At 67.5% G+C, this 24,657-nt stretch carries 25 protein-coding genes; 13 read left to right on the plus strand and 12 right to left on the minus strand.

The window, feature by feature from the left end; all coding sequences use genetic code 11:
- Positions 1–52 precede the first annotated feature (52 nt).
- Positions 53–775 (plus strand): ATP12 family chaperone protein, encoded by a 723-nt coding sequence (locus H536_RS0117640; RefSeq protein WP_024351706.1) that lies wholly within the window; start codon positions 53–55, stop codon positions 773–775.
- A gap of 103 nt (positions 776–878) precedes the next feature.
- Positions 879–2,411, plus strand: a complete 1,533-nt coding sequence (locus H536_RS0117645) for an acyl-CoA carboxylase subunit beta (protein WP_024351707.1) — start codon at positions 879–881, stop codon at positions 2,409–2,411.
- Between the two features lie 55 nt (positions 2,412–2,466).
- Here the strand turns inward: H536_RS0117645 and H536_RS0117650 are convergent, their stop codons facing one another.
- The 7 genes from H536_RS0117650 to topA all read right to left on the minus strand — a co-directional run bounded on the left by H536_RS0117650 (position 2,467) and on the right by topA (position 11,444).
- Positions 2,467–3,474, minus strand: coding sequence for a hypothetical protein (locus H536_RS0117650; RefSeq protein WP_024351708.1), 1,008 nt, complete (start codon positions 3,472–3,474; stop codon positions 2,467–2,469).
- A gap of 144 nt (positions 3,475–3,618) precedes the next feature.
- Positions 3,619–3,786 (minus strand): 50S ribosomal protein L33, encoded by a 168-nt coding sequence (gene rpmG, locus H536_RS0117655; RefSeq protein WP_024351709.1) that lies wholly within the window; start codon positions 3,784–3,786, stop codon positions 3,619–3,621.
- A gap of 192 nt (positions 3,787–3,978) precedes the next feature.
- Positions 3,979–5,178 (minus strand): MFS transporter, encoded by a 1,200-nt coding sequence (locus H536_RS0117660; protein ID WP_024351710.1) that lies wholly within the window; start codon positions 5,176–5,178, stop codon positions 3,979–3,981.
- 19 nt (positions 5,179–5,197) lie between these two features.
- Complete coding sequence (locus H536_RS0117665) at positions 5,198–5,956, minus strand: NUDIX hydrolase (RefSeq protein WP_024351711.1); 759 nt, start codon at positions 5,954–5,956, stop codon at positions 5,198–5,200.
- A complete protein-coding gene (locus tag H536_RS0117670; RefSeq protein ID WP_024351712.1) occupies positions 5,953–6,390 on the minus strand; it encodes a DUF983 domain-containing protein in 438 nt (145 codons plus the stop codon). The genes H536_RS0117665 and H536_RS0117670 overlap by 4 nt, the downstream gene beginning before the upstream one ends.
- Positions 6,387–8,654 carry a ribonuclease R gene (rnr, locus tag H536_RS0117675; RefSeq protein ID WP_024351713.1) on the minus strand — a complete coding sequence of 756 codons (2,268 nt, stop codon included), beginning with the start codon at positions 8,652–8,654 and terminating at the stop codon, positions 6,387–6,389. The genes H536_RS0117670 and rnr overlap by 4 nt, the downstream gene beginning before the upstream one ends.
- A gap of 3 nt (positions 8,655–8,657) precedes the next feature.
- Entirely contained in the window at positions 8,658–11,444 is a 2,787-nt protein-coding gene (gene topA, locus H536_RS0117680; RefSeq protein WP_024351714.1) for a type I DNA topoisomerase, read from the minus strand.
- 253 nt (positions 11,445–11,697) lie between these two features.
- Between topA and H536_RS24495 the strand changes: the two genes are divergently transcribed.
- A complete protein-coding gene (locus H536_RS24495; protein WP_155898540.1) occupies positions 11,698–11,874 on the plus strand; it encodes a hypothetical protein in 177 nt (58 codons plus the stop codon).
- Here the strand turns inward: H536_RS24495 and dprA are convergent.
- From dprA to H536_RS0117705, 4 genes are read right to left on the minus strand one after another with little or no spacing between them, the layout of a single operon-like run.
- Positions 11,863–12,993 (minus strand): DNA-processing protein DprA, encoded by a 1,131-nt coding sequence (dprA, locus tag H536_RS0117690; protein ID WP_024351715.1) that lies wholly within the window; start codon positions 12,991–12,993, stop codon positions 11,863–11,865. The two genes, H536_RS24495 and dprA, sit on opposite strands and share 12 nt — an antisense overlap.
- Positions 12,990–13,598 (minus strand): glycerol-3-phosphate 1-O-acyltransferase PlsY, encoded by a 609-nt coding sequence (gene plsY, locus H536_RS0117695; protein ID WP_024351716.1) that lies wholly within the window; start codon positions 13,596–13,598, stop codon positions 12,990–12,992. Before plsY ends, dprA begins: the two co-directional genes overlap by 4 nt.
- Complete coding sequence (locus H536_RS0117700) at positions 13,599–14,912, minus strand: dihydroorotase (RefSeq protein WP_024351717.1); 1,314 nt, start codon at positions 14,910–14,912, stop codon at positions 13,599–13,601.
- Positions 14,909–15,862: an aspartate carbamoyltransferase catalytic subunit gene (locus tag H536_RS0117705; protein WP_009209692.1), complete on the minus strand. Its 954-nt coding sequence runs from the start codon at positions 15,860–15,862 to the stop codon at positions 14,909–14,911. The genes H536_RS0117700 and H536_RS0117705 overlap by 4 nt, the downstream gene beginning before the upstream one ends.
- A 72-nt stretch (positions 15,863–15,934) precedes the next feature.
- Here H536_RS0117705 and H536_RS0117710 point away from each other — a divergent pair, with 72 nt between their 5' ends.
- From H536_RS0117710 to H536_RS0117720, 3 genes are all read left to right on the plus strand, one after another.
- Positions 15,935–17,590 carry an acyl-CoA dehydrogenase family protein gene (locus tag H536_RS0117710; RefSeq protein ID WP_024351718.1) on the plus strand — a complete coding sequence of 552 codons (1,656 nt, stop codon included), beginning with the start codon at positions 15,935–15,937 and terminating at the stop codon, positions 17,588–17,590.
- A gap of 165 nt (positions 17,591–17,755) precedes the next feature.
- Positions 17,756–18,313, plus strand: coding sequence for a hypothetical protein (locus tag H536_RS0117715; RefSeq protein ID WP_156421805.1), 558 nt, complete (start codon positions 17,756–17,758; stop codon positions 18,311–18,313).
- Complete coding sequence (locus tag H536_RS0117720) at positions 18,313–18,651, plus strand: DUF6105 family protein (RefSeq protein WP_024351720.1); 339 nt, start codon at positions 18,313–18,315, stop codon at positions 18,649–18,651. The genes H536_RS0117715 and H536_RS0117720 overlap by 1 nt, the downstream gene beginning before the upstream one ends.
- On the opposite strand, the gene ruvX is transcribed toward H536_RS0117720, so the two are convergent.
- Complete coding sequence (gene ruvX / locus H536_RS0117725) at positions 18,612–19,082, minus strand: Holliday junction resolvase RuvX (RefSeq protein WP_024351721.1); 471 nt, start codon at positions 19,080–19,082, stop codon at positions 18,612–18,614. The two genes, H536_RS0117720 and ruvX, sit on opposite strands and share 40 nt — an antisense overlap.
- A 107-nt stretch (positions 19,083–19,189) precedes the next feature.
- Here ruvX and H536_RS0117730 point away from each other — a divergent pair, with 107 nt between their 5' ends.
- From H536_RS0117730 to H536_RS0117760, 7 genes are all read left to right on the plus strand, one after another.
- Positions 19,190–19,891: a metal-dependent hydrolase gene (locus H536_RS0117730; protein WP_024351722.1), complete on the plus strand. Its 702-nt coding sequence runs from the start codon at positions 19,190–19,192 to the stop codon at positions 19,889–19,891.
- Positions 19,892–20,034: 143 nt separating this feature from the next.
- The gene (gene gatC / locus H536_RS0117735) at positions 20,035–20,322 is read left to right on the plus strand and encodes an Asp-tRNA(Asn)/Glu-tRNA(Gln) amidotransferase subunit GatC (protein ID WP_009209688.1); all 288 of its coding nucleotides are present in this window, start codon (positions 20,035–20,037) and stop codon (positions 20,320–20,322) included.
- 7 nt (positions 20,323–20,329) lie between these two features.
- Positions 20,330–20,800: a GNAT family N-acetyltransferase gene (locus H536_RS0117740; protein WP_024351723.1), complete on the plus strand. Its 471-nt coding sequence runs from the start codon at positions 20,330–20,332 to the stop codon at positions 20,798–20,800.
- Positions 20,797–22,278 carry an Asp-tRNA(Asn)/Glu-tRNA(Gln) amidotransferase subunit GatA gene (gatA, locus tag H536_RS0117745; RefSeq protein WP_024351724.1) on the plus strand — a complete coding sequence of 494 codons (1,482 nt, stop codon included), beginning with the start codon at positions 20,797–20,799 and terminating at the stop codon, positions 22,276–22,278. The genes H536_RS0117740 and gatA overlap by 4 nt, the downstream gene beginning before the upstream one ends.
- A 4-nt stretch (positions 22,279–22,282) precedes the next feature.
- Positions 22,283–22,516: a hypothetical protein gene (locus H536_RS0117750; RefSeq protein ID WP_024351725.1), complete on the plus strand. Its 234-nt coding sequence runs from the start codon at positions 22,283–22,285 to the stop codon at positions 22,514–22,516.
- Between the two features lie 96 nt (positions 22,517–22,612).
- On the plus strand, positions 22,613–24,112 hold the full coding sequence (gene gatB, locus H536_RS0117755) for an Asp-tRNA(Asn)/Glu-tRNA(Gln) amidotransferase subunit GatB (protein WP_024351726.1): 1,500 nt from the start codon (positions 22,613–22,615) through the stop codon (positions 24,110–24,112).
- A complete protein-coding gene (locus tag H536_RS0117760) occupies positions 24,109–24,615 on the plus strand; it encodes a GNAT family N-acetyltransferase (RefSeq protein ID WP_024351727.1) in 507 nt (168 codons plus the stop codon). The genes gatB and H536_RS0117760 overlap by 4 nt, the downstream gene beginning before the upstream one ends.
- Positions 24,616–24,657: the final 42 nt, after the last annotated feature.

A 24,657-nucleotide genomic window follows, 5' to 3' on the forward strand; every position in this document is an offset into this window, starting at 1 on the left:
TGCGACGCGATTGACAGCGCTCCGTGTGCGGCACGCAAGATGAGAGACACGGATGACGCAGGACAAGGCGAAGGCTGAACTGCCGAAGCGCTTCTACAGCGAGGTGACGCTAGCGCCGACCGACGACGGCTTCGCGGTGCTCCTCGATGGCCGGCCGGTGAAGACGCCTGGCCGACGGCCGCTCGCGGTCCCCATGCAGAGGGCCGCCGAGGTGGTTGCCGCCGAATGGGATGCCCAGCGCGAGCGCATCGATCCGGCAACCATGCCGATGACCCGGCTGGTCAACACCGTGGTCGAGGCGATCGCCGACGATCCGATTCCGGTGCGCGACGATCTCGCCCGCTATATCGAGACCGATCTCCTGTTCTATCGCGCCGGCACGCCGGAGCGGCTGGTGGCGCGCCAGCAGGAGCTTTGGGACCCGGTGCTCGACTGGGCGCGGGATAGCTTCGGCGCCCGGTATCTTCTGACCGAGGGCGTCATGCATGTCGCCCAGCCGCCCGCCGCGATCGCCGCCTTCCGGGAGCGCCTCGCCGGGATCGACGATCCCTTCAAGGTCGCGGCCATGCATCAGGCGACGACCCTGACCGGATCGGCGCTGCTGGCTCTCGCCCTCGCCGAAGGGCATCTGACGGCCGAGGACGTATGGCTGAGGGCGCATGTCGACGAGGACTGGAACATCGAACAATGGGGCGCCGACGACGAGGCGAGCGCCCGCCGCGAACTGCGCTGGCAGGAAATGCAGGTCGCGGCCGTCCTTCTGGACAGCGAATAAGCCGGTCGCCGCTCGACCCGGGCGGCGGCACTGCTATGGTCTGCCCGCAGGGCAGGACGGTCGCAAGGACCGCGTACAGACGCAACAGGTGAGGAAACAGGCAATGCGCGACATGCTGTCGGAACTCGAGGCGCGGCGCGAGAAGGCCCGCGAAGGCGGCGGCACGAAGCGGATCGAGGCGCAGCACGCCAAGGGCAAGCTGACCGCCCGCGAGCGGCTGACGGTGTTTCTCGACGAGGACTCCTTCGAGGAGTTCGACATGTTCGTCCAGCACCGGGCGACCGATTTCGGCATGGACCAGCAGCATTATCCCGGCGACGGCGTCGTCACCGGTTGGGGCACGGTCAACGGCCGCACCGTCTTCGTCTTCGCCAAGGACTTCACCGTGCTGGGCGGCTCTCTGTCCGAGGCCCATGCCGAAAAGGTGCAGAAGGTCCAGGACCTCGCCTTGCGCAACCGCGCCCCGATCATTGGGTTCTACGACGCCGGCGGTGCACGCATCCAGGAGGGCGTCGCGGCGCTCGGCGGCTATGCCGAGATTTTCCAGCGCAATGTCCTGGCCTCCGGCGTCATCCCGCAGATTTCGGTGATCATGGGCCCCTGCGCGGGCGGCGACGTCTATTCGCCCGCGATGACCGACTTCATCTTCATGGTCCGCGATACCTCCTACATGTTCGTCACCGGTCCCGACGTGGTGAAGACCGTGACCAACGAGACGGTGACGGCCGAGGAACTGGGCGGCGCCTCCATCCATACGGTGAAGTCGTCGATCGCCGACGGTGCCTATGACAACGACGTCGACGCGCTGCTGCAGATGCGCCGGCTGATCGACTTCCTGCCGGCCTCCAACACCTCGCCGGTGCCCGAGCTCGACTACAGCCAGTCGGTGACCGCCGAGGACGTGTCGCTGGACACGCTGATCCCGGACAACGCCAACAAGCCGTACGACATCAAGGAACTGATCCGGAAGACCGTCGACGAGGGCGACTTCTTCGAGATCCAGGCCGCCTTCGCCGGCAACATCGTCACCGGCTTCGGCCGCATTGAGGGCCGCACCGTGGGCATCGTCGCCAACCAGCCGATGGTGCTGGCCGGCGTTCTCGATTCCGACGCCTCGCGCAAGGCCGCGCGCTTCGTGCGCTTCTGCGACTGCTTCTCGATCCCCGTGGTCACCTTCGTCGATGTGCCGGGCTTCCTGCCCGGGACCGCGCAGGAATATGGCGGCCTGATCAAGCATGGCGCCAAGCTGCTCTTTGCCTATGCCGAGGCGACCGTGCCGAAGGTCACGGTGATCACCCGCAAGGCCTTCGGCGGCGCCTATGACGTCATGGCGTCCAAGCATCTGCGCGGCGACATCAACTATGCCTGGCCGACGGCGCAGATCGCGGTGATGGGCGCCAAGGGGGCGTCGGAGATCATCCACCGCAAGGACGCCAAGGATCCGGAGAAGCTGGCGGCCCACACCAAGGCCTACGAGGAGCGCTTCCTGTCGCCCTTCGTCGCTGCCGAGCGGGGCTATGTGGACGAGGTGATCATGCCGCATTCGACCCGCCGCCGGGTCTCGCGGGCGCTGGCAATGCTGCGTAACAAGGATCTCGAGAACCCCTGGAAGAAGCACGACAACATCCCGCTGTAAGGGGAGCTGAGGACAGGGCGGCGAGGAGCGCTCGGCCTGCCTGGCATGCCGGCGATCAGTGCTGGGCCCATTCGGCGATGGCGGCGCCCATCGCCGGATGCATCAGGTATCCGTAGAGATCGTGCGGGTTGGAGACGAGGGCCCCGGTCGCCGCATCCGCATAGTGCCAGCAATTGTAGATCTTGCGGTCGCTGATCTGCCCGACGAAGCCGGCGCGCATCATCGCGCCGAAGGTCGACCGCATCCGCTCGACATGGGCGATGTAGTCGTCCTCGGCGTGGATATTGCGCCATTGCCGGATCTGCCGCGGAAATTCCTCGTTCGCTCGTGCCCAGCCGCCGAGCAGATTGCGCCGCACGCCGGGTTCGCCCAGCGGGCAGCCGCAGGTGATCCAGCGCGCGACATGGCCGCCACGCGCCCGCAGCGGCTCGTATTCGCTCATGTAGGACAGCTTCCACAACACGTCCCAGGCGACGATGCAGCCCATGCTGTGGGTCAGGAGGCAGATATCGTCGCGCGCCTCCATCGCCGGGAGAAGCACCGACTGCAGCCGGCTGCGGATCGCCGAGGAGACGATCTGCGAGGTGAGATAGGCTGAGAGGTCCGGCAGGGCGCCGGAGATCAGCCGATCGTTCAGGAAGCCGAAGGTGAAGAGTTGGCCGAACAGGCTGGCAATATCCGCCGCCTCGTCGAGCAACCGCCAGTCCTCCGCCTCGGCCAGGACGGCGCGATAGGTCGTCCGGTTGAAGCGGCGCAGCGCCGAGGTGAGGGCGTAGCCCACCTCGATCAGGTCGAAGGGCAGGGCCGGCCGGAACGCATAGCGCGGATCGTTGGTCGCGGTGAGAATGGCGCGCTTGGCAGGATCGGCTGCCGCGATCTCGTTGTTGATGTCGCCGTAATAGATGAAGGACAGTTTGAGGTCGCCGGCTTCGAGATCGGCCAGCGCGATCCCGGCGTCGGCCCGTCGCAACCCCTCGCGAAGGGCTGTCCCGACCATCGCCGCCATCAGGCTGCCGGCTGGTTTCACCGAGCGCCCGTGAACCAGAATCAGATGCTTCGCCATGTCCGGGCTCCGCATGCATCTGCCGCACGATCACGGTACTCTGGGTTGTGTCCGCGCACAACCGCCGCCTGAACGACGAAAAGCGCCGCCCCGTTGCCGGAGCGGCGCTCGATTCGTCCCTGGCAGGCGAAGGCCTGCCGGAGCTTACTTGATCTTGGCTTCGCGGAACTCGACGTGCTTGCGCGCGACCGGGTCGTACTTGGTCTTGACCATCTTCTCCGTCATCGTGCGGCTGTTCTTGCGCGCGACGTAGAAGAAGCCGGTGTCGGCGGTCGAGAGGAGCTTGATCTTGATCGTGGTTGCCTTGGCCATGGCCCTATCCGTTCGCTGATGCGTGCCGCGTCTCGAACTGACCGGCCCTGTGCCGGTGCCGTTCGTCCAGATGACGGCGGAAACCCAAATTGTTCGATTCGCGAAAAGCCGCTGCAGCGGTAGCACGCGACGATGCGCCGGCGCAGGGCGTCGGCGAATTCGAGCCGGACCATAGCCATGACGGCAGCCAAGTCAAGACCGGTCGCGGGCCCAGACCATGCGGGCGACGGTGAGAACCAGATAAAGCCCGAAGAACAGCGCCAAGGCCCAGGCAAATCCGTTGTAGCCGAAGAGATCCATCGAAGACCCGATGGTCTGCGGACCGACCAGCATGCCGGCCGAATAGCAGAACACGAAGGCGGCGTTGGCAGCGGCGAGATCGGCGCCCCCGAGTCGCGAGCCGAGATGGGCAAGGCCGACCGTGTAGAGGCCGGCCACGACACCGCCCCACAGGAACAGAAGGCTCGCCATCAGCCACCAGTCGGTGCCCAGAAGCGGCAGGCACAGCGTCCCGGCCAGCCCGACCGCCGCGAACAGGGTCAGCAGCGAGCGCCGGTCCCGTACGCGGTCGGAGATCAGTCCGATGGGGATCTGCATCAGGACGTTGCCGAGGCCGATGGCAATGAGCAATTGCGCCGCCGCGGCCTCCGTGTAGCCGAGCCGCTCGCCATAGATCGGGAAGAGGGCGAATCCCCCGGCTTCGACCGCGCCGAAGATCAGCACCGCGCCGGTGGCCGTGGGAACCGATACGATATGGCGCCAGAACGCCCCGTGGCGCCGCTCGCCCAGCGCCGGCTGACGATCCCAGGCGAACAGCAGCGGGATCGCCGAGGCGAAGATGACGCCCGAGCCGATCGCGAAGGGCAGGAAGCCCTGCGAGCCCACCACCGAGAAGATGTAGGGGCCAAGCGCGAAGCCGAGCGACAGGACGGTCGCATAGATACCGAGGATGAAACCGCGGCGGCTCGGCGGCGCGGCGGCGTTGATCCAGAACTCCGACAGGACGAACAGCGCGGTGATGGCGAAGTGGAAGACCAGTCGCAGCGGGAACCACGTCCAGAAGGCGGTGAAATAGTAGAAGCCGAGGGCCGAGACACCGGACAGGACGATCGCGATCAGCATCGACAGGCGCACGCCGAGGACGCGCGCAATGGGCGTGACGAGCGGCGCGGCCAGCAGCGAGGCGACGCCCGCGACAGCCGTGTTGGCGCCGATCATCGTGGTGGAGATGCCGCGGCTTTCGAGGATGACGCTGAGCAGCGGCAGGCCGAGACCGAGCGCGATGCCGACGGCGCTGATCGAGGCGATGGCGGCGCCGGCGGCAACCCAGTCGACGCGTTCGATCCCGGCTTCCGCTTCGGCCACGATGTCGTCGGCGGTTTGCCTGTCCATCGGTCACCGCCCCGTTGCGTCAGAGCGATTCGCGTACGAACTGGCCGCGAATGGCCCGGTAGAACGGCATCGGCCGCGCCGGGTCGCGCCAGGTCCCGTCGGCGATGCGCGCCTTCAGATCACCGACGATGCGCAGGGTGATCGGTGCCAGCGACAGCTCCTGGAGCGCGTTCAGATCGACCCAGGCAAGCTCTTCCAGCTCGTCCGTCGGCAATTCGTCGAGGGCGAGCTGATGGCCGATCGCATCGGCGGCGACACAGAAGAAGCGGGTATCGTAGCGCCGCGGGGGACCAGGCGGCGTGATCGCCCGCGCAATGGGCACCAGCATCTCCGGGGCGGGGCGGATGCCGCGTGCGCCGAAGACGCTCCAGTGCTCGCCCTTGCCGGCGAAGCTGCCGGGCGCGCCGATCATGGCGCCCGCCTCCTCGAAGGTTTCCCGGATCGCGGCGAGCGCCGTTGCGGTGGCGCGCCGTCGGTCGTAGCGGGCCGGGGGGCCGGCACAGAGGCGGTCGAGGGCAGGTTCGGAGAGGGCGAAGTCGCGGGCCAGCGCCAGATCGGACGGATCGACCCGGCCGCCGGGAAAGACATAGCGTCCCGGCATGAAGACATGCTTCGTGGAGCGTCGTCCCATCAGGACGCGGGCCGTGCCGTCGCTGTCGTCGACGATGAGCAGCGTTCCGGCGTCGCGGATCGCCTTGGCCGCCGGCAGTCCGCTCGGCCGGGCAAGCCGCGCCCGTTCGGCGTTCAGTGTAGCGAGCGGATCACCGGCCTCGCTCACCCGACGCGATCCGCCTCGTCCTCGGTGCCGAAGCCGCCGAGGCGCAGCGACCATTGCAGGCCGATGGTGGCGCCCTTCAGCGGCTGCAGGAGTGCCAGCGAGAGCACCAGCGTGACCGGAACCCACATCGCCAGATGCGTCCACATCGACAAATCGTAGGAGGCTTCGATTCCCATGAAGAGGGCGACCACGATATGCCCGACGATGAAGATCGTCAGATAGGGCGGTAAATCGTCGGCGCGGTGATGGTGGATCTCCTGGCCGCACACGGTGCAGTCGTCGACGCTGCGCAGATAGCTGCGGAACAGCTTGCCTTCACCGCAATTGGGGCAGTGGCAACGGAAGCCGTTGACGAGCGCCGGCCAGAGCGGGCGATCGCCTTCGGCGCTGTTGGCCCGGGCCTCGGCGTCTGCGTGCATGGTCACACTGTTCATCGTTTCTTCCTGACCTTCCCGGCGACGTTCTTCTCGCGGCGGCCGAAGCGCTGCTTGCGTCCGGTCTTGTGGAACGAGCCCGCCTCGCGCGGCAGCTTGCGCGGCTCGCTGAGCATCTCGAACTGCATCGAGCCGGCCAGCGGAATGGCCTCCTTCAGACGAATCTCGACGGTGTCGCCGAGGCGGTAGCCGTTGCCGCTGCGGTCGCCAACCAGCGAACGTCCGACCTCGTCATAATGGAAGAACTCGTTCCCCAGTGTCGATATGGGAACGAAACCATCGGCGCCAAAGGCCGGAAGCGCGACGAAAAGCCCCGCTTTCGTCACGCCGGCTATGCGTCCCTCGAAATCGTCACCGATCCGGTCGGCCAGATGGTGGGCGATCAGCCGGTCGACCGTGTCGCGCTCGGCCGCCATGGCCCGGCGTTCGGCCCGCGAGATCTCCTCGGCGGTCGCCTGGAGATTTTCCTCGTCCTCGCGGCTGAGCCCGCCTTCGCCGAGATCGAAGGCGGTGACCAGCGCCCGGTGCACGATGAGATCGGCATAGCGGCGGATCGGCGAGGTGAAATGCGCGTAACGGTCGAGGTTCAGGCCGAAATGGCCGATATTGTCCGGCGAGTAGACCGCCTGCGACTGGGAGCGCAGCACGACCTCGTTGACCAGGCTCTCGTGCTCGCTGGCCTTCACCTGGCTGAGGATGCCGTTGAAGTGTGAGGGGCGTAGCGTGCCGCTCTTGGCCAGCGAGATTTCCAGCGTGCGCAGGAACTCGCGCAGGGATTCCAGCTTGGCCAGGGACGGCGCGTCATGGGCGCGGTAGATCAGCGCCTGCCGCTTGGATTCGAGGCTCTCGGCCGCCGCCACATTGGCGAGGATCATGAACTCCTCGATCAGCCGGTGGGCGTCGAGGCGAGCCGGCACGACGACCTTCTCCACCCGGCCGTCGGGGCCGAGCTTGAGCTTGCGCTCGGGCAGGTCGAGGTCGAGCGGCTGGCGGCGTTCGCGCGCCGAGCGGGCCAGTGCGTAGGCCGCCCAGAGCGGCTTCAGCATCGTCTCGGTCACATGCGGGTCGACGTCGCCGGTCGCCCCGTCAATGGCCGCCTGGGCGGCCTCGTAGGCGATCTTGGCGTGGCTGCGCATCATCACGCGGTGGAAGCTGTGGTGCCGCTTCTCGCCATTGGCGCCGAGCACCATCCGCACGGCGAGCGCCGGCCGGTCGACATTCTCGCGCAGCGAGCAGAGGTCGTTGGAGATCCGCTCGGGCAGCATGGGCACGACCCGGTCGGGGAAGTAGACCGAATTGCCGCGCAGCCGGGCCTCGGAATCGAGCTTGGTGCCGGGGCGGACGTAATAGGAGACGTCGGCGATGGCGACGGTCACCACCATGCCGCCGGGATTGGCCGGGTCCTCGTCGGGCGCGGCATGGACCGCGTCGTCGTGATCCTTGGCGTCGGCCGGGTCGATGGTGACCAGCGGCAGCGACCGCCAGTCCTCGCGATGCGCCATGCTGGCCGGGCCGGCGGCCTCGGCCTCGCTCAGCACCGCCTTCGGGAAGACATGCGGAATGGAATGGGCATGCAGTGCGATGGTCGAGATCGCGCGCTCCGATTCCATCGAACCAACGACATCGGTCACGGTGGCGAAGGGCAGGCCGAGACGCGCGCGCGGCCCCGGCTCGACGGCCACGAGGTCGCCGTTACGCGCACCGTTCTCGTCGCCGGGCTTGATGGCGTATTCCGGCTGCTTGCGCTCGACCGGTTCGACCCGGCCGCCGCCGCCGGGCTTGGCGCGGAACACGCCCAGGGCCGTCGTCTTGCGCTGCTCCAGAACGCGGATGATCCGGGCGATCCGGGCGCCGCCCTCGTCCTCCTCGATGCTGGCGAGGATGCGTTCGCCGAGGCCCGCCGCCGGGCTTTTGGCGCGATCCTGCCGCACGGCCAGACGCGGCCGCTCGCCATCGACGGCCTCGTCCCAGCTCACCGGTTCGGCCAGGAGACCGCCGTCGTCGTCGCGGCTGCGGATTTCCAGAACCGCCACCGGCGGCAGGACCCCCGGCGTCGAGAAGCGCTTACGGCTTCCCGCCAGCAGCCCCTCGGCCTGCAGATCGGCCAAAAGATCCTTGAGCGCGACGCGCCCGTCGCCCTTGACCGCAAAGGCCTTGGCGATGTCGCGCTTGGAGGCGCGGCCGGGATTGTCCGCGATGAAGCGGAGCACCGCCTCGCGCGTGAGCTCGGGCGGTGCGTCGTTCCGGGACCGGCCTTTCGCCAAGGTCTACTCCTGATCCCAGGGCACCGAATCGTCGGCGGCCTGCGGTTCGGTGGTTGTCTTCGCCGCCGGCTTCCTGGCCGTGGCAGTCTTCTTCGCGGGCGCCTTCTTGGCCGCCGGCTTCTTCACTGCTGCCTCGCCATCGGCATCGGCCTTCGCCGCCGTCTTCTTGGGCGCGGCCTTCTTGGCGGGCGCCTTCTTCGTGGCAGCCTTCTTGGCCGCCGGCTTCTTGGCAGGAGCCTTCTTGGCGTTCGGCGTCTTGCCGGTCTTCTCAACCCGCTCGTTGATCAGCTGGATCGCCTCTTCCAACGTGACGCTGGCGGGGTCCTTGGCCTTGGGCAGCGTCGCATTGACCTTGCCAACATTCACATAGGGCCCGAAGCGGCCGTCCCGAACGGTGATCTGGCCACCATATTCGGGATGCTCGCCGAGGGTCGCCAGCGCCGCGGGGGTGCCGCGTCCGCGGCCGCCCTTTTCCTTCTTCTCCGCAATGACGGTGACGGCCCGGTTGAGGCCGACCTCGAACACGTCCTCGATGGTCTCGAGATTGGCGTACATGCCGTCATGGTTGAGGAACGGCCCGTAGCGCCCGAGACCGGCCAGGATCGGCTTGCCGCTTTCGGGATGCAGGCCGACCTCGCGGGGCAGCGACAGCAGCCGCAGCGCCTTGTCGAGATCCATCTCGCTGGCCTGCCAGCCCTTGGGCAGGGACGAACGCTTGGCTTCCTTGCCTTCGCCGCGCTGGACATAGGGGCCGAAACGACCCGTGCGCAGGGTCACCGGCTCGCCGGTTTCCGGATCGACGCCGAGATCCGACGGACCCTCGTCGGCGGCCGCACCGTCGCCCGACATGTTGGTGCCGAGCTGGCGGGTATAGCCGCAATCGGGATAGTTCGAGCAGCCGACAAAGGCGCCGAACTTGCCGAGCTTCAGCGACAGCTGGCCGTTGCCGCAGCGCGGGCAGGCACGCGGCTCGGTGCCGTCTTCCTTGGGCGGGAAGACCAGCGGGCCGAGTTCGACGTTCAGCGCGTCCAGAACATTGGTGACCCGCAGTTCCTTGGTGCCGTCGACCTGTGCGGAGAAGTTCTGCCAGAACTCGCGCAGCACGTCCTTCCAGGCGAGCTGGCCGGCCGAGATCAGGTCGAGCTTCTCTTCCAGCGCCGCGGTGAAGTCGTACTCGACATAGCGCTCGAAGAAATTGTGCAGGAACGCTGTGACAAGACGCCCCTTGGCGTCGGGCAGAAGCTTGCGGGCCTCCTGCACGACATAACCGCGATCCTCCAGGGTCTGCAGCGTCGAGGCATAGGTCGAGGGCCGGCCGATGCCGAGCTCTTCCATCTTCTTGATCAGCGACGCCTCGGAATAGCGCGGCGGCGGCTCGGTAAAGTGCTGCGAGGCCTCGATGGCGCGCTTGGCCAGATCCTCGTCGGCGAGGATTTCCGGCAGCCGGGCGCGGTCGTCGTCCTCGTCACCCGGATCGCTCGCCTTGCTGTCGTCGCGGTGCTCGACATAGGCGCCGATGAAGCCGTCGAACTTGATGACCTGGCCGGTAGCGCGCAGGGTCGCGGTCTCGCCTCCATTGGTGGCGACGATCTCGGCGGTGGTGCGCTCGATCTCAGCGGAGGCCATCTGGCTGGCGATGCAGCGCTTCCAGATCAGGTCGTAGAGGCGTGCCTGGTCACGGTCGAGATAGCGCTCGACATCCTTGGGCGCGCGACCGAACTCGGTCGGGCGGATGGCCTCATGGGCCTCCTGCGCGTTCTTGGCCTTGCTCGAATAATAGCGTGGCTTTTCCGGAACATAGCGCTCGCCGAAAGCGGCACCGATCGACTTGCGCGCGTCGGCGATCGCCTCGGGCGCCATCTGCACGCCGTCGGTCCGCATATAGGTGATCAGGCCGACGGTCTCGCCGCCCACATCGACACCTTCATAGAGCCGCTGCGCGACCTGCATGGTGCGCGAGGCCGAGAAGCCGAGCTTGGCGGAGGCCGCCTGCTGCAGCGTCGAGGTGGTGAAGGGAGGGCCCGGATTGCGCTTGGTCGGCTTGGCCTGGACGCTGTCGACCCGGTAGGTCGCCCCGTCCAGCATGGCGCGGATCGTCTCGGCCTTGTCGCCGTCGCCGATCGACATCTTCTGCAGCTTGTCGCCGCCGAAGCCGGTGAGGCGGGCGCGGAAATCGTCGCCGCGCGGCGTCGCCAGCATCGCGGCAATCTGCCAGTACTCTTCCTTCTTGAAGCGCTCGATCTCGGCTTCGCGGTCGCAGACGAGGCGCAGCGCCACCGACTGGACGCGGCCCGCCGAGCGGGCGCCGGGCAGCTTGCGCCACAGCACCGGCGACAGGGTGAAGCCGACGAGATAGTCCAAGGCGCGGCGGGCGAGATAGGCGTCCACCAGCGGCTCGTCGATGGCGCGCGGATTGGCCATCGCGTCGAGCACGGCCTTCTTGGTGATGGCGTTGAACACCACCCGGCTGACCGGCTTGGTGCCGATCACCTTCTTCTGCCGCAACACTTCCAGGACGTGCCAGGAAATCGCTTCGCCTTCGCGATCCGGATCGGTGGCGAGCACGAGGCCGTCGGCCTTCTTGACCGCCTGGGCGATCTCGCTGATTCGCTTCACGGACGGCTTGCCGACCTCCCAGCTCATCGCGAAGTCCTCGTCCGGGCGCACCGAGCCGTCCTTGGCCGGCAGGTCGCGGACGTGACCATAGGAGGCGATCACCTGGTAGTTGCTGCCGAGATACTTGTTGATCGTCTTCGCTTTGGCGGGCGATTCAACGATGACGACATCCATGACAAGGCAGTCCTGAGAGAAGAGAGATGCGACCCGGTAAGGTCGCCTGTGCGGCGGAGAATTCAGCGACGAACAGCGCGTCGACCGCACCGTCACATGGACAGTCCGGCGCGACCGGTCAACCCCGGCGGGATCGGGACCCCGCGAAGGTTGCAACCAATAAGGGAAAATCTCTATAATCCCAACCTGCAGACGAGGCGGTGGGCTGCAGGATCAGTGGCCGGTTCAAACCGCGTTCGGGAGCGTGCCGACCATGACAGCACATCCAGAGGACCGGGAAGCGAGCCTGCGCTACGTGAGCGACATGTTGACGCAACTGAAGGTTGTATTCGGCGCGCCGCATAACTCGTTGCTGGGTTATTTCCTGGAGATGGCGCGGCTCGAGGCCGAGCATCAGCTCACGTCCGGTGCCCGGCGCTCAGAGAAGTAGCGAGACCAGTCCGCCCGGATGTCGCTCGAGGCGGCCCGCCAGATCGAGTTCGAGAAGCACGAGTTGCACGACACCGGGCCGCGCACCGGTGTGGAGGATGATGTCGTCGACATCGATCGGCGTCGGCCCGAGCGTCTCGATGATGCGCTCGCGTTCGCCCTTGGCCGGCTCGTCGGTTTCCTGGCCCGAGGGCGGTTCCTCGATGGCGGGCGGCATCCAGCCCATGCGGTCGTCCAACGGTCGCAGCGCCGCGGTCACGTCGTTCGCCTCGGTCGCCAGGATCGCGCCATTCTTCAGAAGCTGATTGGCACCGGCGGCCCGCGGGTCGAGCGGCGATCCGGGCACGGCAAAGACGATCCGCCCGATCTCGGCGGCGATCCGCGCGCTGATCAGTGAGCCCGAACGCAGCGCCGCCTCGGTCACGACGAGACCCAGGGCCAAGCCGGCAACGAGCCGGTTGCGCCGGGGAAAATCGCGCGAGCGCGGCTCCCATCCGAACGGCCGCTCGGACAGGAGGCATCCGCCTTCGTCGATGATCCGGCGCATCAGCGGCCGGTTCTCGTCGGGGTAGGGCCGGTCGAGGCCGCCGGCAAAGACGCCGATCGTGCCGGTGGTCAGCGCCGCCTCGTGCGCGGCGGCATCGATGCCCCGTGCAAGGCCCGAGACGACGACGTAGCCGGCCCGGCCGATCTCGTCGGCAAACTGGCGGGTAAGCTTGATCCCCGAGAGCGAGGCGTTGCGGGCCCCCACCATAGCGACGGCGGGCTGATGGAGAACCGTCTCGGTGCCCATCACCGCCAGCACCGGCGGCGCGCTCTCGGTGGCCTTGAGGAGCGGCGGGTAGTCGGGCTCGCCGAGACAGATGAAGCGGGCGCCCATGCGGCTGGCCCGGTTCATCTCGTCCTCGGCCGCGGCAAGGCTCTCGACGCGAACGCTGCGGCCGCCCCGCGCTGCGAGTTCCGGCAGCGCCGCGAGTGCCGCCTCGGCGCCGCCATAGCGGTTGATCAGCGATCGGAAGGTGGCGGGGCCGACATTCTCGCTGCGGATCAGCCGGAGCCAGGCGAGCCGCGTCTCGTCGGGAAGTCTGACGCCGTGGGGAGGGGCGTCAGAGGGGCTCACCCCTTGGCTCCGATCTTGCCCTCCGTGCCGGCCAGCAGCCGGCGGATATTGGCGTGATGGCGGATATAAACGATGGCGGTCAGGATCGCGGTGAGGGCGGCCGCGTCTATGTAGCCGAGCGCGACATAGACCACCGGCACGACCAGCGTGGCGGCGAGCGCCGCCAGCGAGGAATAGCGGAAGAGGAAGGCCACCGAGAGCCAGACCACCGCGAAGACCAGGACGCCGATGGGCGCGATGCCGAGCAGGATGCCGAGATAGGTGGCGACGCCCTTGCCGCCCTTGAACCCGACCCAGACCGGGAAGAGGTGGCCGAGAAACGCCGCGAGACCCGCGAGGATCGCCGCTTCGCCGCCCCAGCGCGAGGCGATCAGGACCGGCACGGTGCCCTTGAGGACGTCACCGGCCAGCGTCAGCGCCGCCATCGGCTTGTTGCCGGTCCGCAGCGCGTTGGTCGCGCCGATATTGCCCGAACCGATCTTGCGGATGTCGCCGAGGCCGAAGAGCCGCGCGAAGATCAGCCCGAAGGGAATCGAGCCGACGAGATAACCGCCAGCAACGCAGGCCAGCCAGATCGGCCAGAGGCTTGAGTCCCAATCCACCATTCAGCCCCCGCTCCGGTCCGATTCCGAAAAGACTGTGCGGCCCGCGACGAAGGTCCGCAAGACCTGGCCCTGGAAGCGGGCGTTCTCGAAGGCGGTGTTCTTGGAGCGCGAGCGGATGCGGTCCTCGCTGAACAGGAACGGCGCTTCCAGATCGACCAGCGCCATGTCGGCGACGGATCCGGGCGCCAGCGTGCCGCGATCGAGGCCGAGGAGCTTTGCCGGAGCGGCGGTCACCGCCTCGATGATGCGCGCCAACGGCACGGCGCCGGAATGATGCAGCCGCAGCGCCGCCGGCAGCAGCGTCTCCAGGCCGATCGCGCCGCTCTCGGCCTCGGCGAAGGGCCGGCGCTTGCCGTCGGCGTCCTGCGGATCGTGGGACGAAACGATGATGTCGATGGTGCCGTCGGCCAGCGCCTCGACCATGGCGGCGCGATCCTCCTCGCGCCGCAGCGGCGGCGACAGGCGGAAGAAGGTGCGGTATTCGCCGATGTCGTTCTCGTTCAGCGACAGATGATTGATCGACACGCCGGCCGTCGCCGCGATGCCGCGCCGTTTGGCCCGCCGCATGACGTCCGCCGATTCGCCCAGCGAGAGCTTGGCGGCGTGGTAGCGGCAGCCAGTGAGGACGGCGAGCCGCAGGTCGCGCTCCAGCGGAATGATCTCGGCTTCGGCCGGCGCGCCCGGCAGGCCCAGCCAGGAGGCCAGCAGCCCCTCGTTCATGACGCCGTTGCCGGTCAGCGCCGCATCCTGCGTTTCGTGCATGACCAGGGCATCGAAATCGCGCGCATAGGTCATGATCCGGCGCAGCAGCACCGGGTCGGCGATGGTGTGGCGGCCGTCGGTGAAAGCGCGCACGCCGGCCCCGGTGAGAAGGCCGATCTCGCTCATCTCCTTGCCCTTCAGGCCGCGGGTGAGCGCTGCCGCGGGGAAGACGTTGACGACGGCGGTATCGCGCGCCGTCCGCATGACGAATTCGGCGATCGCCACTTCGTCGACCACCGGATTGGTGTCGGGCATGGTGAGGATCGAGGTGACGCCGCCGGCCGCCGCCGCCGCCGAGGCCGAGGCGATGGTCTCGCGGTGTTCGCCGCCCGGCTCGCCGATGAACACCCGTGCGTCGACGAGCCCGGGCACCAGCAGCAGGCCTCGGCCGTCGACGATCTCGGCGCCGTCGGGCGCGCCCTGGTTGAGCGCGTCGGCGCCCGCGGCGACGATATGGCCGTCGACGACGACGACCGTGCCGACCGCGTCCAGCGACCGGGCCGGGTCGATGATCCGCACATGCTCGATGACGGTCGGAGCTGCAACCCTCATGCCGAGGCCTCCGGTCCGCCGATGAGGGCCGACATCACGGCCATGCGCACGGCGACGCCCATCTCCACCTGTTCCTCGATGACGCTCTGCGGCCCGTCGGCGATCTCCGAGGCGATCTCGACGCCGCGGTTCATCGGCCCGGGATGCATGACCAGCGCGTCGGGCCGGGCGTGGCGCAGCTTGGCCGCATCGAGGCCGAAATAGCGGAAATACTCCCGCACCGACGGCACGAAGGAGCCCTCCATGCGCTCGCGCTGCAGGCGCAGCATCATCACCACGTCCGCGTCCTTCAGCCCGTCTTCCATGCGCCGGTAGACCTCGACGCCCATCGATTCGATGCCGCTCGGCAGCAGTGTTGCCGGGGCGACGACGCGGACCCGGGCGCCCAGCGCATTGAGGAGCAGGATGTTGGAGCGCGCGACGCGGCTGTGCAGCACGTCGCCGCAGATCGTCACCGTGAGCCGGGCGATGCGGCCCTTGTGGCGGCGGATGGTGAGCGCATCGAGCAGCGCCTGGGTTGGGTGCTCATGCGCGCCGTCGCCGGCATTGACCACCGAGCAGGCGACCTTCTGGGCCAGCAGCGCCACGGCGCCGGCCGAATGGTGCCGCACGATCAGGATGTCCGGCTGCATGGCGTTGAGCGTCATCGCCGTGTCGATCAGGGTCTCGCCCTTCTTCACCGACGAATTGGCGACCGCCATGTTCATGACGTCGGCGCCCAGCCGCTTGCCGGCCAGTTCGAACGACGCCTGGGTGCGGGTCGAGGCCTCGAAGAACAGGTTGATCTGGGTGCGGCCCTTCAGCGTCGACTTCTTCTTGTCGCGCCGGCGGCTGACCGCCACCTCCGCCTCGGCCAGATCGATCAGTTGTTCGATCTCGTGGGGTTGCAGGCGGGCGATACCCAGAAGGTGTCGCTGGCCGAACGGGGGAAAAGGCAGGGTCGCGCTCATTAAAACGACGCCTATAGGCAATCCGTGGTTTAGCGGCAAGGATCGAGAGCAAGTGAAGCACAGGAGTCGCGTGTGGCCGAGACGAATTTCCACACCCACGAGGTGACCAACCAGTCCTCCGACTATGCTGGTTTCAACGCCTTTCGCGGCGATCCGCTGCTGCGTCTCCTGGCCGCCGATTTTCCTGACCTGGTCCTGACGACACTGGAGCGGCACGGACGATTCTGCGGCTCATTCGAGGCCCATGATCTGGCGCGGCTTGCCAATATCGAGACGCCGCGCCTGCGTCGTTTCGACGAGAAGGGCCGGCGGCTGGAACTGATCGACTATCATCCCGCCTATCACGCCCTGATGCGGCGCTCGGTCGCCGACGGGCTGCACGCCTCGATCTGGCAGGGGCCGGAGGAGGAGGTCGGGCGCCGCCATGCGGTGCGGGCCGCGCGCTTCTACATGACGGCCGGGGTCGAATGCGGCCATCTGTGCCCGGTGACCATGACCAGCGCGTCGGTCGCGGCGCTCGCGGCGGCGCCGAAGCTGCGCGATGCCTGGCTGCCGGTGATCGCCACGCGGCAGTACGACCCCAGCGTCAAGGCGCCGCTGACCAAGGCCGGCATCACTCTCGGCATGGGCATGACCGAGAAGCAGGGCGGTACCGACGTGCGGGCCAACACCACCCGCGCCGTCGATGCCGGCGGCGGGCATTATCGGCTGACCGGGCACAAATGGTTCATGTCGGCACCGATGTCCGACGGGTTCCTCGTTCTGGCGCAGACGCAGGAGGGGCCGACCTGCTTCCTGATGCCCCGGCGCCGCGACGATGGCTCGCTGAACGGGCTGCATTTCCAGCGGCTGAAGGACAAGCTCGGCAACCGCTCCAACGCCTCCTCCGAGGTCGAGTTCGTCGACGCCGACGCGCGGCGTGTCGGCGATCCCGGCAAGGGCGTGAAGACCATCATCGAAATGGTGACGCTGACCCGCCTCGACTGTGCGCTGGCCTCCGCGGGCCTGATGCGTGGCGCGCTCGCCGAGGCGGTCCATCACGCCCGGGAACGCCGGGTGTTCGGCAAGACGCTGATCGAGCAGCCGCAGATGGTGCGCGTCCTGGCCGACATGGCGCTGGACGTTGCGGCCGCGACGGTGCTGTCCTTCCGGCTCGCCGAAGCCTTCGACCGGCGAACGGGGGAGGCGGCCTCCGAGGCAGACGCCGCCTGGGCGCGGGTGATGACCCCGGTCACCAAATACTGGGTCTGCAAGATGGCCCCGGGGCTGACATACGAGGCAATGGAGTGTCTCGGCGGCAATGGCTATGTCGAGGACGGCAGGCTTGCCCGCGCCTATCGCGAAGCCCCGGTCAACGCGATCTGGGAGGGCTCCGGCAACGTGATGGCCCTCGACCTCGCCCGCATCCTGCAGCGCGACCCGCAGGCCTTCGACACGGTGATCTCGACGATCGAGGCGGACATGGCCGAGACCGCCGGCGGCACGCCCGGTGTCCTGCGCGCCGCGATGGCGATGGCGCTGGCGGACGAAGGCGCCTGCCGGTTGCTGGCCGAGCAGCTGGCCCTGGCGGGCGCCAGCGCCTCCATGCGCCGGCTGGGATTGGGCCAGACCGCCGATGCCTTCACTGAGACGCGGCTCGGCGGTGTCTTCCGCAATACCTACGGCATGCTCGACCTGCGCCATGATTCGCGGGCAATCGTCGAGGATCTCTACCCGCCGATCCGCTGAGCCCGGCGCCGGATTTCGGCAACCGAAACCCAAGCTGCGGCGTTTGCACTGAAGGAGGCAGAGGAAGGGGACGCGTTAAGGTTAACAACCGGTTTCGATTGCGGCAAAGGCCTCTCACCGACAGGGTCGCCGTTAACGGATCGGTAACCGTGACGAGGAGGTTCCATGCGCAGAATGGCGACGACCCTGGCGCTCAGTGCCTGGATTGGGTTCGCGGCTGTCAGCAGTCTGCGGCTCATGGCGCATTCGGGCTGGCTCGATCCGCTGACCGCCGGAACCGCGGCCGCGCCGCTCCTGCAGGATTTCGCGATCGCGGCCGACCTCTATCTGCCGGCCCAGGCGACCCTCGTCTTCGCAGGCCTCTTCGTAGCGCTGGCCACGGGCCTCGGCATGGCGATCGCCGGGCTTTCCTCGCCATCGATTCTGGCCATCCGCCGGGCCGAGCCGCTGGCCGCGGCTGTGCTGGTCGCACTCTTCGCCTTTTATGCCGCTGCAAGCATCGCCGGATCGCCGCTCGCCAGCCTGTTCGGTGATGGCCCGGGTTTCCTCGTCGCGCTGGCGCTGACCTTCGGAGCGCTGCTGTTCGACCGCCTGGTCGAAGTCGATGACGCGGCCGACGATGCGGCCTTCGAATCGGTTCTCAGGTCGATCCACGCCGCCGAGCGCGAGGCGCTCATGCGCCGCCATCGCTCGCCGTTCGGCGACAAGGGCAAGTCCCGCTGATGCGCACCTTCCTGGTGCTCTGGATCGGACCCCTGGTCTTTTTCTGGGGCTGGTATTTTCTTTCGCTGAACGATCTCGGCGGACCGCTCTTCTCCCGCGAAACCCACGACCGGGTCTTCATGGTCTACGGCGCGATCCTCGGTATCGAGCCGGCGACGATCCCGCCGCTGGTGGCGCGTGCGCTCGCGATCGACAGCCTGATCCTCGGCGCGATCCTCGCCTTCCGCCGCCGCAAGAAGATCCGGGCGTGGTGGCAGGCCCGGCGCGCCGCGCGGCTCGCCCTGGCGAACGGCTTTGCCTATGAGCGCAGCGACGAAAGCCGGTCCAGCGCACCCTGAAGAATGAAGGAGGCGGCGGCCGAATCGATCCGTTCGGCCCGCTTCTTGCGCGAGACGTCGGCTTCGAGCAGGCCGCGTTCCGCAGCGACCGTGGACAGGCGCTCGTCCCACAAGAGCACCGGCCGTTCGTCGAAGCGGCTGTAATTGCGCAGGAAAGCCCGCGTCGCCTGCGCCCTCGGCCCCTCCGACCCGTCCATGTTCAGCGGCAGGCCGATGACGATGCCGACGATGCTGTCCTCGTTCAGCGCCGCCACCAGCGCATTCGCATCGGCGGTGAACTTGGTTCGCCGCAGCACCTTGCGCGGCGTGGCGAAGCGCTGGCCGCGGTCCGACACGGCGAGGCCGATGGTCTTGGTGCCGAGGTCGAGACCGGCGATGGTCGTGCCGCTCGGGACGGCGTCGGCGAATTCTTCCAGCGTCACGATGGCCATCGCGTTCTCCTTGACCGGGGGACGGGCCGGTGCAGTTAGCACGCCGAGTGCCGGACACCACCCACAGAACAGAGGTCCGGCCGGCGATCGGACCGCAAGGAGCCCCCATGAAGATCACCTATTTCGGCCATTCCGCATTCCGGATCGACACCGGCTCGTCGGTCATCCTGATCGACCCGTTCCTGTCCGGTAACCCGCATTTCGAGGGCAATATCGACAGCGCCGTCGCGGGCGTCACCCATATCGTCCTCAGCCACGGCCACTTCGACCATGTCGGCGACACCGTCGACATCGCGAAGAAGCATGGCTGCAAGGTTGTCGGCACCTTCGAACTGGTCAGCTGGCTCGGCAAGAAGGGGATCGAGGCGATCGAGCCGCTGAACACCGGCGGAACCGCGAGCTTTGACGACTTCACCGTCACCCTGACCCAGGCGTTTCATTCCTCCGGCCATGTCGAGGAAGACGGGACCGTGACCTATCTCGGCATGCCGAACGGACTGGTCTTCCACTTCGCCGACGGCCCGACGGTCTATCACATGGGCGACACCGACATTTTCGCCGACATGGCGCTGATCGAGGAACTGCACGCCCCGAAGGTTGCGATGGTGCCGGTGGGCGATCGGCTGACGATGGGCGCGGCGGTGGCGGCGCTCGCCTGCCGGCGCTACTTCAACTTCGACAAGATCATCCCGATCCACTGGGGCACGCTGCCGATCCTCGACCAGACCCCGGACAAGTTCACCGAGGCGATGGAAGGCGACGCCGGCAAGATCATCAAGCCGGCGATCGGCGAAGCCTTCGAGGTCTGATCGCACGCATTTCGGCTTTCGGATCCGGACCGGACGGTCGGGGCGCAGAGCAGCGCCTAGGCCGTCCGGCCATTGCGGCGTTGCCTCGCAAGGGGCGCGCCGCTATAGCTCGCGCAATTCCTCTTGCAACCAGTAGGACCGCAATGTCCGTCGATGCTTCAACAGTCCGCCGGGTCGCCCGGCTGTCCCGGATCGCCGTTACCGACGACGAGGTCGTGGCGATGGAAAGCGAACTCAACGCGATCCTCGGCTTCGTCGAACATCTGGGCGAGGTCGATGTCGAGGGCGTCGAGCCGATGACGTCGGTGATCCCGATGGTGATGAAGAAACGCGCCGACGAAGTGACAGACGGCGCCAAGGCCGACGACATCGTCGCTAACGCGCCGGCCAGCGAAGATCATTTCTTCGTCGTGCCGAAGGTGGTGGAATAGTCGCGCCATGACGGTGACGATCGCGGTGGAATCGCCGCTTCAGGATGAGTTGCGCGAACTGGTCGCCCGGCTGAACGATCATCTCCGGCCGCTGTCGCCGCCGGAGTTCCAGTTTCAGCTCACCGCCGAGCAGATGGCCGGTGAGGACACCACCGTCTTCGTGGTGCGCGATGATCAGTCCGCCGCGGTGGGGATGGGCGCGCTGAAGGTTCACAGCCCCGCGATCGGCGAGGTCAAGCGCATGTACACGACGCCGGACGTGCGCGGGTCCGGGCTCGGCTGGCTGGTCCTGCAGTCCATCGAGGCCGAGGCGCGCCGCCGGGAACTCGGCCGGCTGGTACTGGAAACGGGCTCCACGGCCGGCTTCGAGGCGGCCTGGAGACTTTACGAACGATCCGGTTTCACGCGCTGCGGCGCCGTGCTCGACTACCCGGATTCCGATTACAGTCGCTTTTACGAGAAGAAGCTGTCCCCATGACCGAATTGACGTCTTTCACCATCGCCGAAGCGCGGGACAAGCTGGCGGCGAAGGAGTTTTCCGCGACCGAGCTGACGCAGGCCTACAATGCCGCGATCGAGGCCGCCAACCCGCAGATCAACGCCTATGTGGCGGTGACGCCGGACAAGGCGCTGGCCATGGCGAAGGCCTCCGACGAGCGGCTGGCCAAGGGCGAGGCCGGCGCGCTCGAAGGCATCCCAATGGGCATCAAGGACCTGTTCGCCACCGAGGGCATCCACACCCAGGCCGCGTCGCATATTCTCGACGGGTTCGAGCCGCGCTACGAATCGACGGTCACCGCCAATCTGTGGGCCGATGGCGCCGTCATGCTGGGCAAGCTCAACATGGACGAGTTCGCCATGGGCTCGTCCAACGAGACCTCCTATTACGGCCCGGTGAAGAACCCCTGGCGCCGCAAGGGCTCGAATGCCGACCTGGTGCCCGGCGGCTCGTCCGGCGGTTCGGCCGCGGCGGTCTCGGCGCATCTGTGCGCCGGCGCGACGGCCACCGACACCGGCGGCTCGATCCGCCAGCCCGCCGCGCTGACCGGCACGGTCGGCATCAAGCCGACCTATGGCCGCTGCTCGCGCTGGGGCACGGTGGCCTTCGCGTCGTCCCTCGACCAGGCCGGGCCGATCGCCCGCGACGTGCGCGATGCGGCGATCCTTCTGAAATCCATGGCCTCCGTCGATCCGAAGGACACCACCTCGGTCGACCTGCCGGTGCCGGACTACGAGGCCGCGGTCGGCCGTTCGGTGAAGGGCCTGCGCATCGGCATTCCGAAGGAATACCGCGTCGACAACATGCCGGAGGAGATCGAGGCGCTCTGGCAGCAGGGCATCGCCTGGCTGCGCGACGCCGGCGCCGAGATCGTCGACGTCTCGCTGCCCCACACGAAATACGCCCTGCCTGCCTATTACATCGTCGCGCCGGCGGAAGCCTCGTCGAACCTCGCCCGCTATGACGGCGTGCGCTACGGCCTGCGCGTGCCGGGCAAGGACGTCGCCGAGATGTACGAGAACACCCGCGCTGCCGGTTTCGGCCGCGAGGTGAAGCGCCGCATCATGATCGGTACCTATGTGCTGTCGGCCGGCTATTACGACGCCTATTACCTGCGCGCCCAGAAGGTCCGCACGCTGATCAAGCGCGACTTCGAGACCGTCTATGCGGACGGCATCGACGCGCTGCTGACGCCGGCGACGCCCTCGGCCGCCTTCGGCATCGCCGATCAGGACATGGCCTCCGACCCGGTGAAGATGTATCTGAACGACATCTTCACGGTGACGGTGAACATGGCCGGCCTGCCGGGCCTCGCCGTTCCCGCGGGCCTGTCCGGCGACGGGCTGCCGCTCGGTCTCCAGCTCATCGGCCGGCCCTTCGAGGAAGAGACCCTGTTTGCGATCGGCAGCGCCATCGAGCAGGCGGCCGGCCGCTTCGAACCGGCAAGATGGTGGTAGGCTGATGGCGGAGCTTCGCAAGGCACTCGATCTCTTGGCGGCGGGCGACTGGCACGGCGCCCACGCGATCGTGCAGGACGATCATTCCGCCGACGCAGCCTGGATCCACGCACATCTCCACCGCGTCGAAGGCGACCAGGGCAATGCCGAATACTGGTATCGCCGCGCCGGGCGCGAGCCGAGCGCGCAGAGCCTCGAGGCCGAGCGCGACACGATCGTCGCCGCACTCGGTCGCTGACCGGCTGCAGCCGCTCCGGCGTGCTGCGCCACCGGACCGATTTCATGCATTGAACCAGCCGTTCTGGCAGCCCATCTTCAGTTTCTGGACACGCCCATGACCCTCGTCGACACCCGAACGCCCGATCCGAAGAACTTCATCTCCGGCGCCACCGGCGACTGGGAGATCGTCGTCGGCATGGAGGTCCACGCCCAGGTAACGTCCGAGGCCAAGCTGTTCTCCGGCGCCTCGACCGATTTCGGCGGCGCGCCCAACGATCATGTCAGCCTCGTCGACGCGGCCATGCCGGGCATGCTGCCGGTGATCAACGAGGAATGCGTCCGCCAGGCGGTGCGCACCGGCCTCGGCCTCAAGGCCGAGATCAAGCACCGCTCGGTGTTCGACCGGAAGAACTATTTCTATCCGGACCTGCCGCAGGGCTACCAGATTTCCCAGTTCAAGGACCCGATCGTCGGCGAGGGCATCGTCTCGGTCTCCGTCGGCCCGGACTCCAAGGGCGAGTTCGAGGAGATCGAGATCGGCGTCGAGCGGCTGCATCTCGAACAGGATGCCGGCAAGTCGATGCACGACCAGCATCCGACCATGTCCTATGTCGATCTGAACCGCTCCGGCGTCGCACTGATGGAGATCGTCTCCAAGCCCGACATGCGCTCGGCCGACGAGGCCAAGGCGTATCTGACCAAGCTGCGGACCATCCTGCGCTATCTGGGCACCTGCGACGGCAACATGGACGAGGGCTCCATGCGCGCCGACGTCAACGTCTCCGTGCGGCGTCCCGGCGGTGATTTCGGCACCCGCTGCGAAATCAAGAACGTCAACTCCATCCGCTTCGTCGGCCAGTGCATCGAGGCCGAGGCGCGTCGTCAGGTCGCGATCCTCGAGGATGGCGGCACCATCGACCAGGAGACCCGCCTCTACGATCCGGCCAAGGGCGAGACCCGCGCCATGCGGTCCAAGGAAGAGGCGCATGACTACCGCTACTTCCCGGACCCGGACCTTCTGCCGCTGGAATTCGACCAGGCCTATGTCGACGCGCTGCTCGAAGGCCTGCCGGAACTGCCGGACGCCAAGAAGAACCGGCTGATCCGCGATGCCGGCCTGTCGGCCTACGACGCCTCGATCCTCGTCTCCGAAAAGGCGATCGCCGACTATTACGAGGCCGTGGCGAAGGGCCGCGACGCCAAGCAGGCTGCCAACTGGGTCATCAACGACCTGCTGGGCGCGCTGAACAAGGCCGGCAAGGATATCGGCGAGACGCCGGTGACCGCGGACCAGCTCGGGGCGATCCTCGACATGATCCGGGCCGAGACGATCTCCGGCAAGATCGCCAAGGACCTGTTCGAGATCGTCTGGAACGAGGGCGGCGACCCCGAGAAGATCGTCGACGAGCGCGGCATGAAGCAGGTCACCGACACCGGCGCCATCGAGACGGCGGTGGACGAGGTGATCGCAGCCAATCCCGACAAGGTCGAGCAGGCCCGCGCCAAGCCGACCATGGCCGGCTGGTTCGTCGGCCAGGTGATGAAGGCGACCGGGGGCAAGGCCAATCCCCAGGCGGTCAACGCGCTGGTCAAGCAGAAGCTCGGCGTGGAATGACCTTCTTCGTCCGCACCGCCGGCGCGGCCGATCTGGAGGCGATCAGCCAGTTGCTCGGCGAGACCTGGCACGCGACCTACGACCACATCTACGGGGCTGAGCGGGTGAGCGAGATCACCCGCTCGTGGCATTCGGTCGAAGCGCTCAGGCCGCGGATCAACCGGCTGAACTCGGAGTTCCTGGTCGCCGACGACGGCACGCGGCTGGGCGGCATGGCCTATGCCGCCGCGACCGCCGGCGACGGCAAGATGGTCGTCCTGCACCAGCTCTATGTGCGGCCGGGCTGTCAGCGCCAGGGCATCGGCCGCGATCTTCTGGCCGAGATTTCCGACTGCTTCCCGACGGCGCGCACGCTGCGCCTCGAGGTCGAGGAAGCCAATATGCCGGCGATCGACTTCTACCGCGCGCACGGTTTCACCCAGACCGGCTCGACCGCCAATTGCGGCTGTGCCGATTCGGGTATTCCAGCCTCGGTCTACGAGAAGACGCTGGCCGCCGGCTGAGCCGGGCAGGGCGCCGCCGAAGGGCGGCGCGAACGCGATCCA

The organism is Aurantimonas coralicida DSM 14790, assembly GCF_000421645.1.
Taxonomy (GTDB): Bacteria; Pseudomonadota; Alphaproteobacteria; order Rhizobiales; family Rhizobiaceae; genus Aurantimonas; species Aurantimonas coralicida.

Bases quoted from the DNA above. Each gene is read 5' to 3' on its own strand.
- H536_RS0117740 (WP_024351723.1), top strand. From the start codon at position 20,330: ATGACGGTGACGATCGCGGTGGAATCGCCGCTTCAGGATGAGTTGCGC.
- H536_RS24495 (WP_155898540.1), top strand. From the start codon at position 11,698: ATGACAGCACATCCAGAGGACCGGGAAGCGAGCCTGCGCTACGTGAGC.
- H536_RS0117760 (WP_024351727.1), top strand. From the start codon at position 24,109: ATGACCTTCTTCGTCCGCACCGCCGGCGCGGCCGATCTGGAGGCGATC.
- H536_RS0117640 (WP_024351706.1), top strand. From the start codon at position 53: ATGACGCAGGACAAGGCGAAGGCTGAACTGCCGAAGCGCTTCTACAGC.
- gatB (WP_024351726.1), top strand. From the start codon at position 22,613: ATGACCCTCGTCGACACCCGAACGCCCGATCCGAAGAACTTCATCTCC.
- H536_RS0117660 (WP_024351710.1), bottom strand. From the start codon at position 5,178: ATGGACAGGCAAACCGCCGACGACATCGTGGCCGAAGCGGAAGCCGGG.
- H536_RS0117700 (WP_024351717.1), bottom strand. From the start codon at position 14,912: ATGAGGGTTGCAGCTCCGACCGTCATCGAGCATGTGCGGATCATCGAC.
- H536_RS0117720 (WP_024351720.1), top strand. From the start codon at position 18,313: ATGCGCACCTTCCTGGTGCTCTGGATCGGACCCCTGGTCTTTTTCTGG.
- gatC (WP_009209688.1), top strand. From the start codon at position 20,035: ATGTCCGTCGATGCTTCAACAGTCCGCCGGGTCGCCCGGCTGTCCCGG.
- gatA (WP_024351724.1), top strand. From the start codon at position 20,797: ATGACCGAATTGACGTCTTTCACCATCGCCGAAGCGCGGGACAAGCTG.
- H536_RS0117670 (WP_024351712.1), bottom strand. From the start codon at position 6,390: ATGAACAGTGTGACCATGCACGCAGACGCCGAGGCCCGGGCCAACAGC.
- H536_RS0117705 (WP_009209692.1), bottom strand. From the start codon at position 15,862: ATGAGCGCGACCCTGCCTTTTCCCCCGTTCGGCCAGCGACACCTTCTG.
- H536_RS0117750 (WP_024351725.1), top strand. From the start codon at position 22,283: ATGGCGGAGCTTCGCAAGGCACTCGATCTCTTGGCGGCGGGCGACTGG.
- ruvX (WP_024351721.1), bottom strand. From the start codon at position 19,082: ATGGCCATCGTGACGCTGGAAGAATTCGCCGACGCCGTCCCGAGCGGC.
- topA (WP_024351714.1), bottom strand. From the start codon at position 11,444: ATGGATGTCGTCATCGTTGAATCGCCCGCCAAAGCGAAGACGATCAAC.
- H536_RS0117645 (WP_024351707.1), top strand. From the start codon at position 879: ATGCGCGACATGCTGTCGGAACTCGAGGCGCGGCGCGAGAAGGCCCGC.
- H536_RS0117650 (WP_024351708.1), bottom strand. From the start codon at position 3,474: ATGGCGAAGCATCTGATTCTGGTTCACGGGCGCTCGGTGAAACCAGCC.
- rpmG (WP_024351709.1), bottom strand. From the start codon at position 3,786: ATGGCCAAGGCAACCACGATCAAGATCAAGCTCCTCTCGACCGCCGAC.
- H536_RS0117730 (WP_024351722.1), top strand. From the start codon at position 19,190: ATGAAGATCACCTATTTCGGCCATTCCGCATTCCGGATCGACACCGGC.
- plsY (WP_024351716.1), bottom strand. From the start codon at position 13,598: ATGGTGGATTGGGACTCAAGCCTCTGGCCGATCTGGCTGGCCTGCGTT.
- H536_RS0117715 (WP_156421805.1), top strand. From the start codon at position 17,756: ATGCGCAGAATGGCGACGACCCTGGCGCTCAGTGCCTGGATTGGGTTC.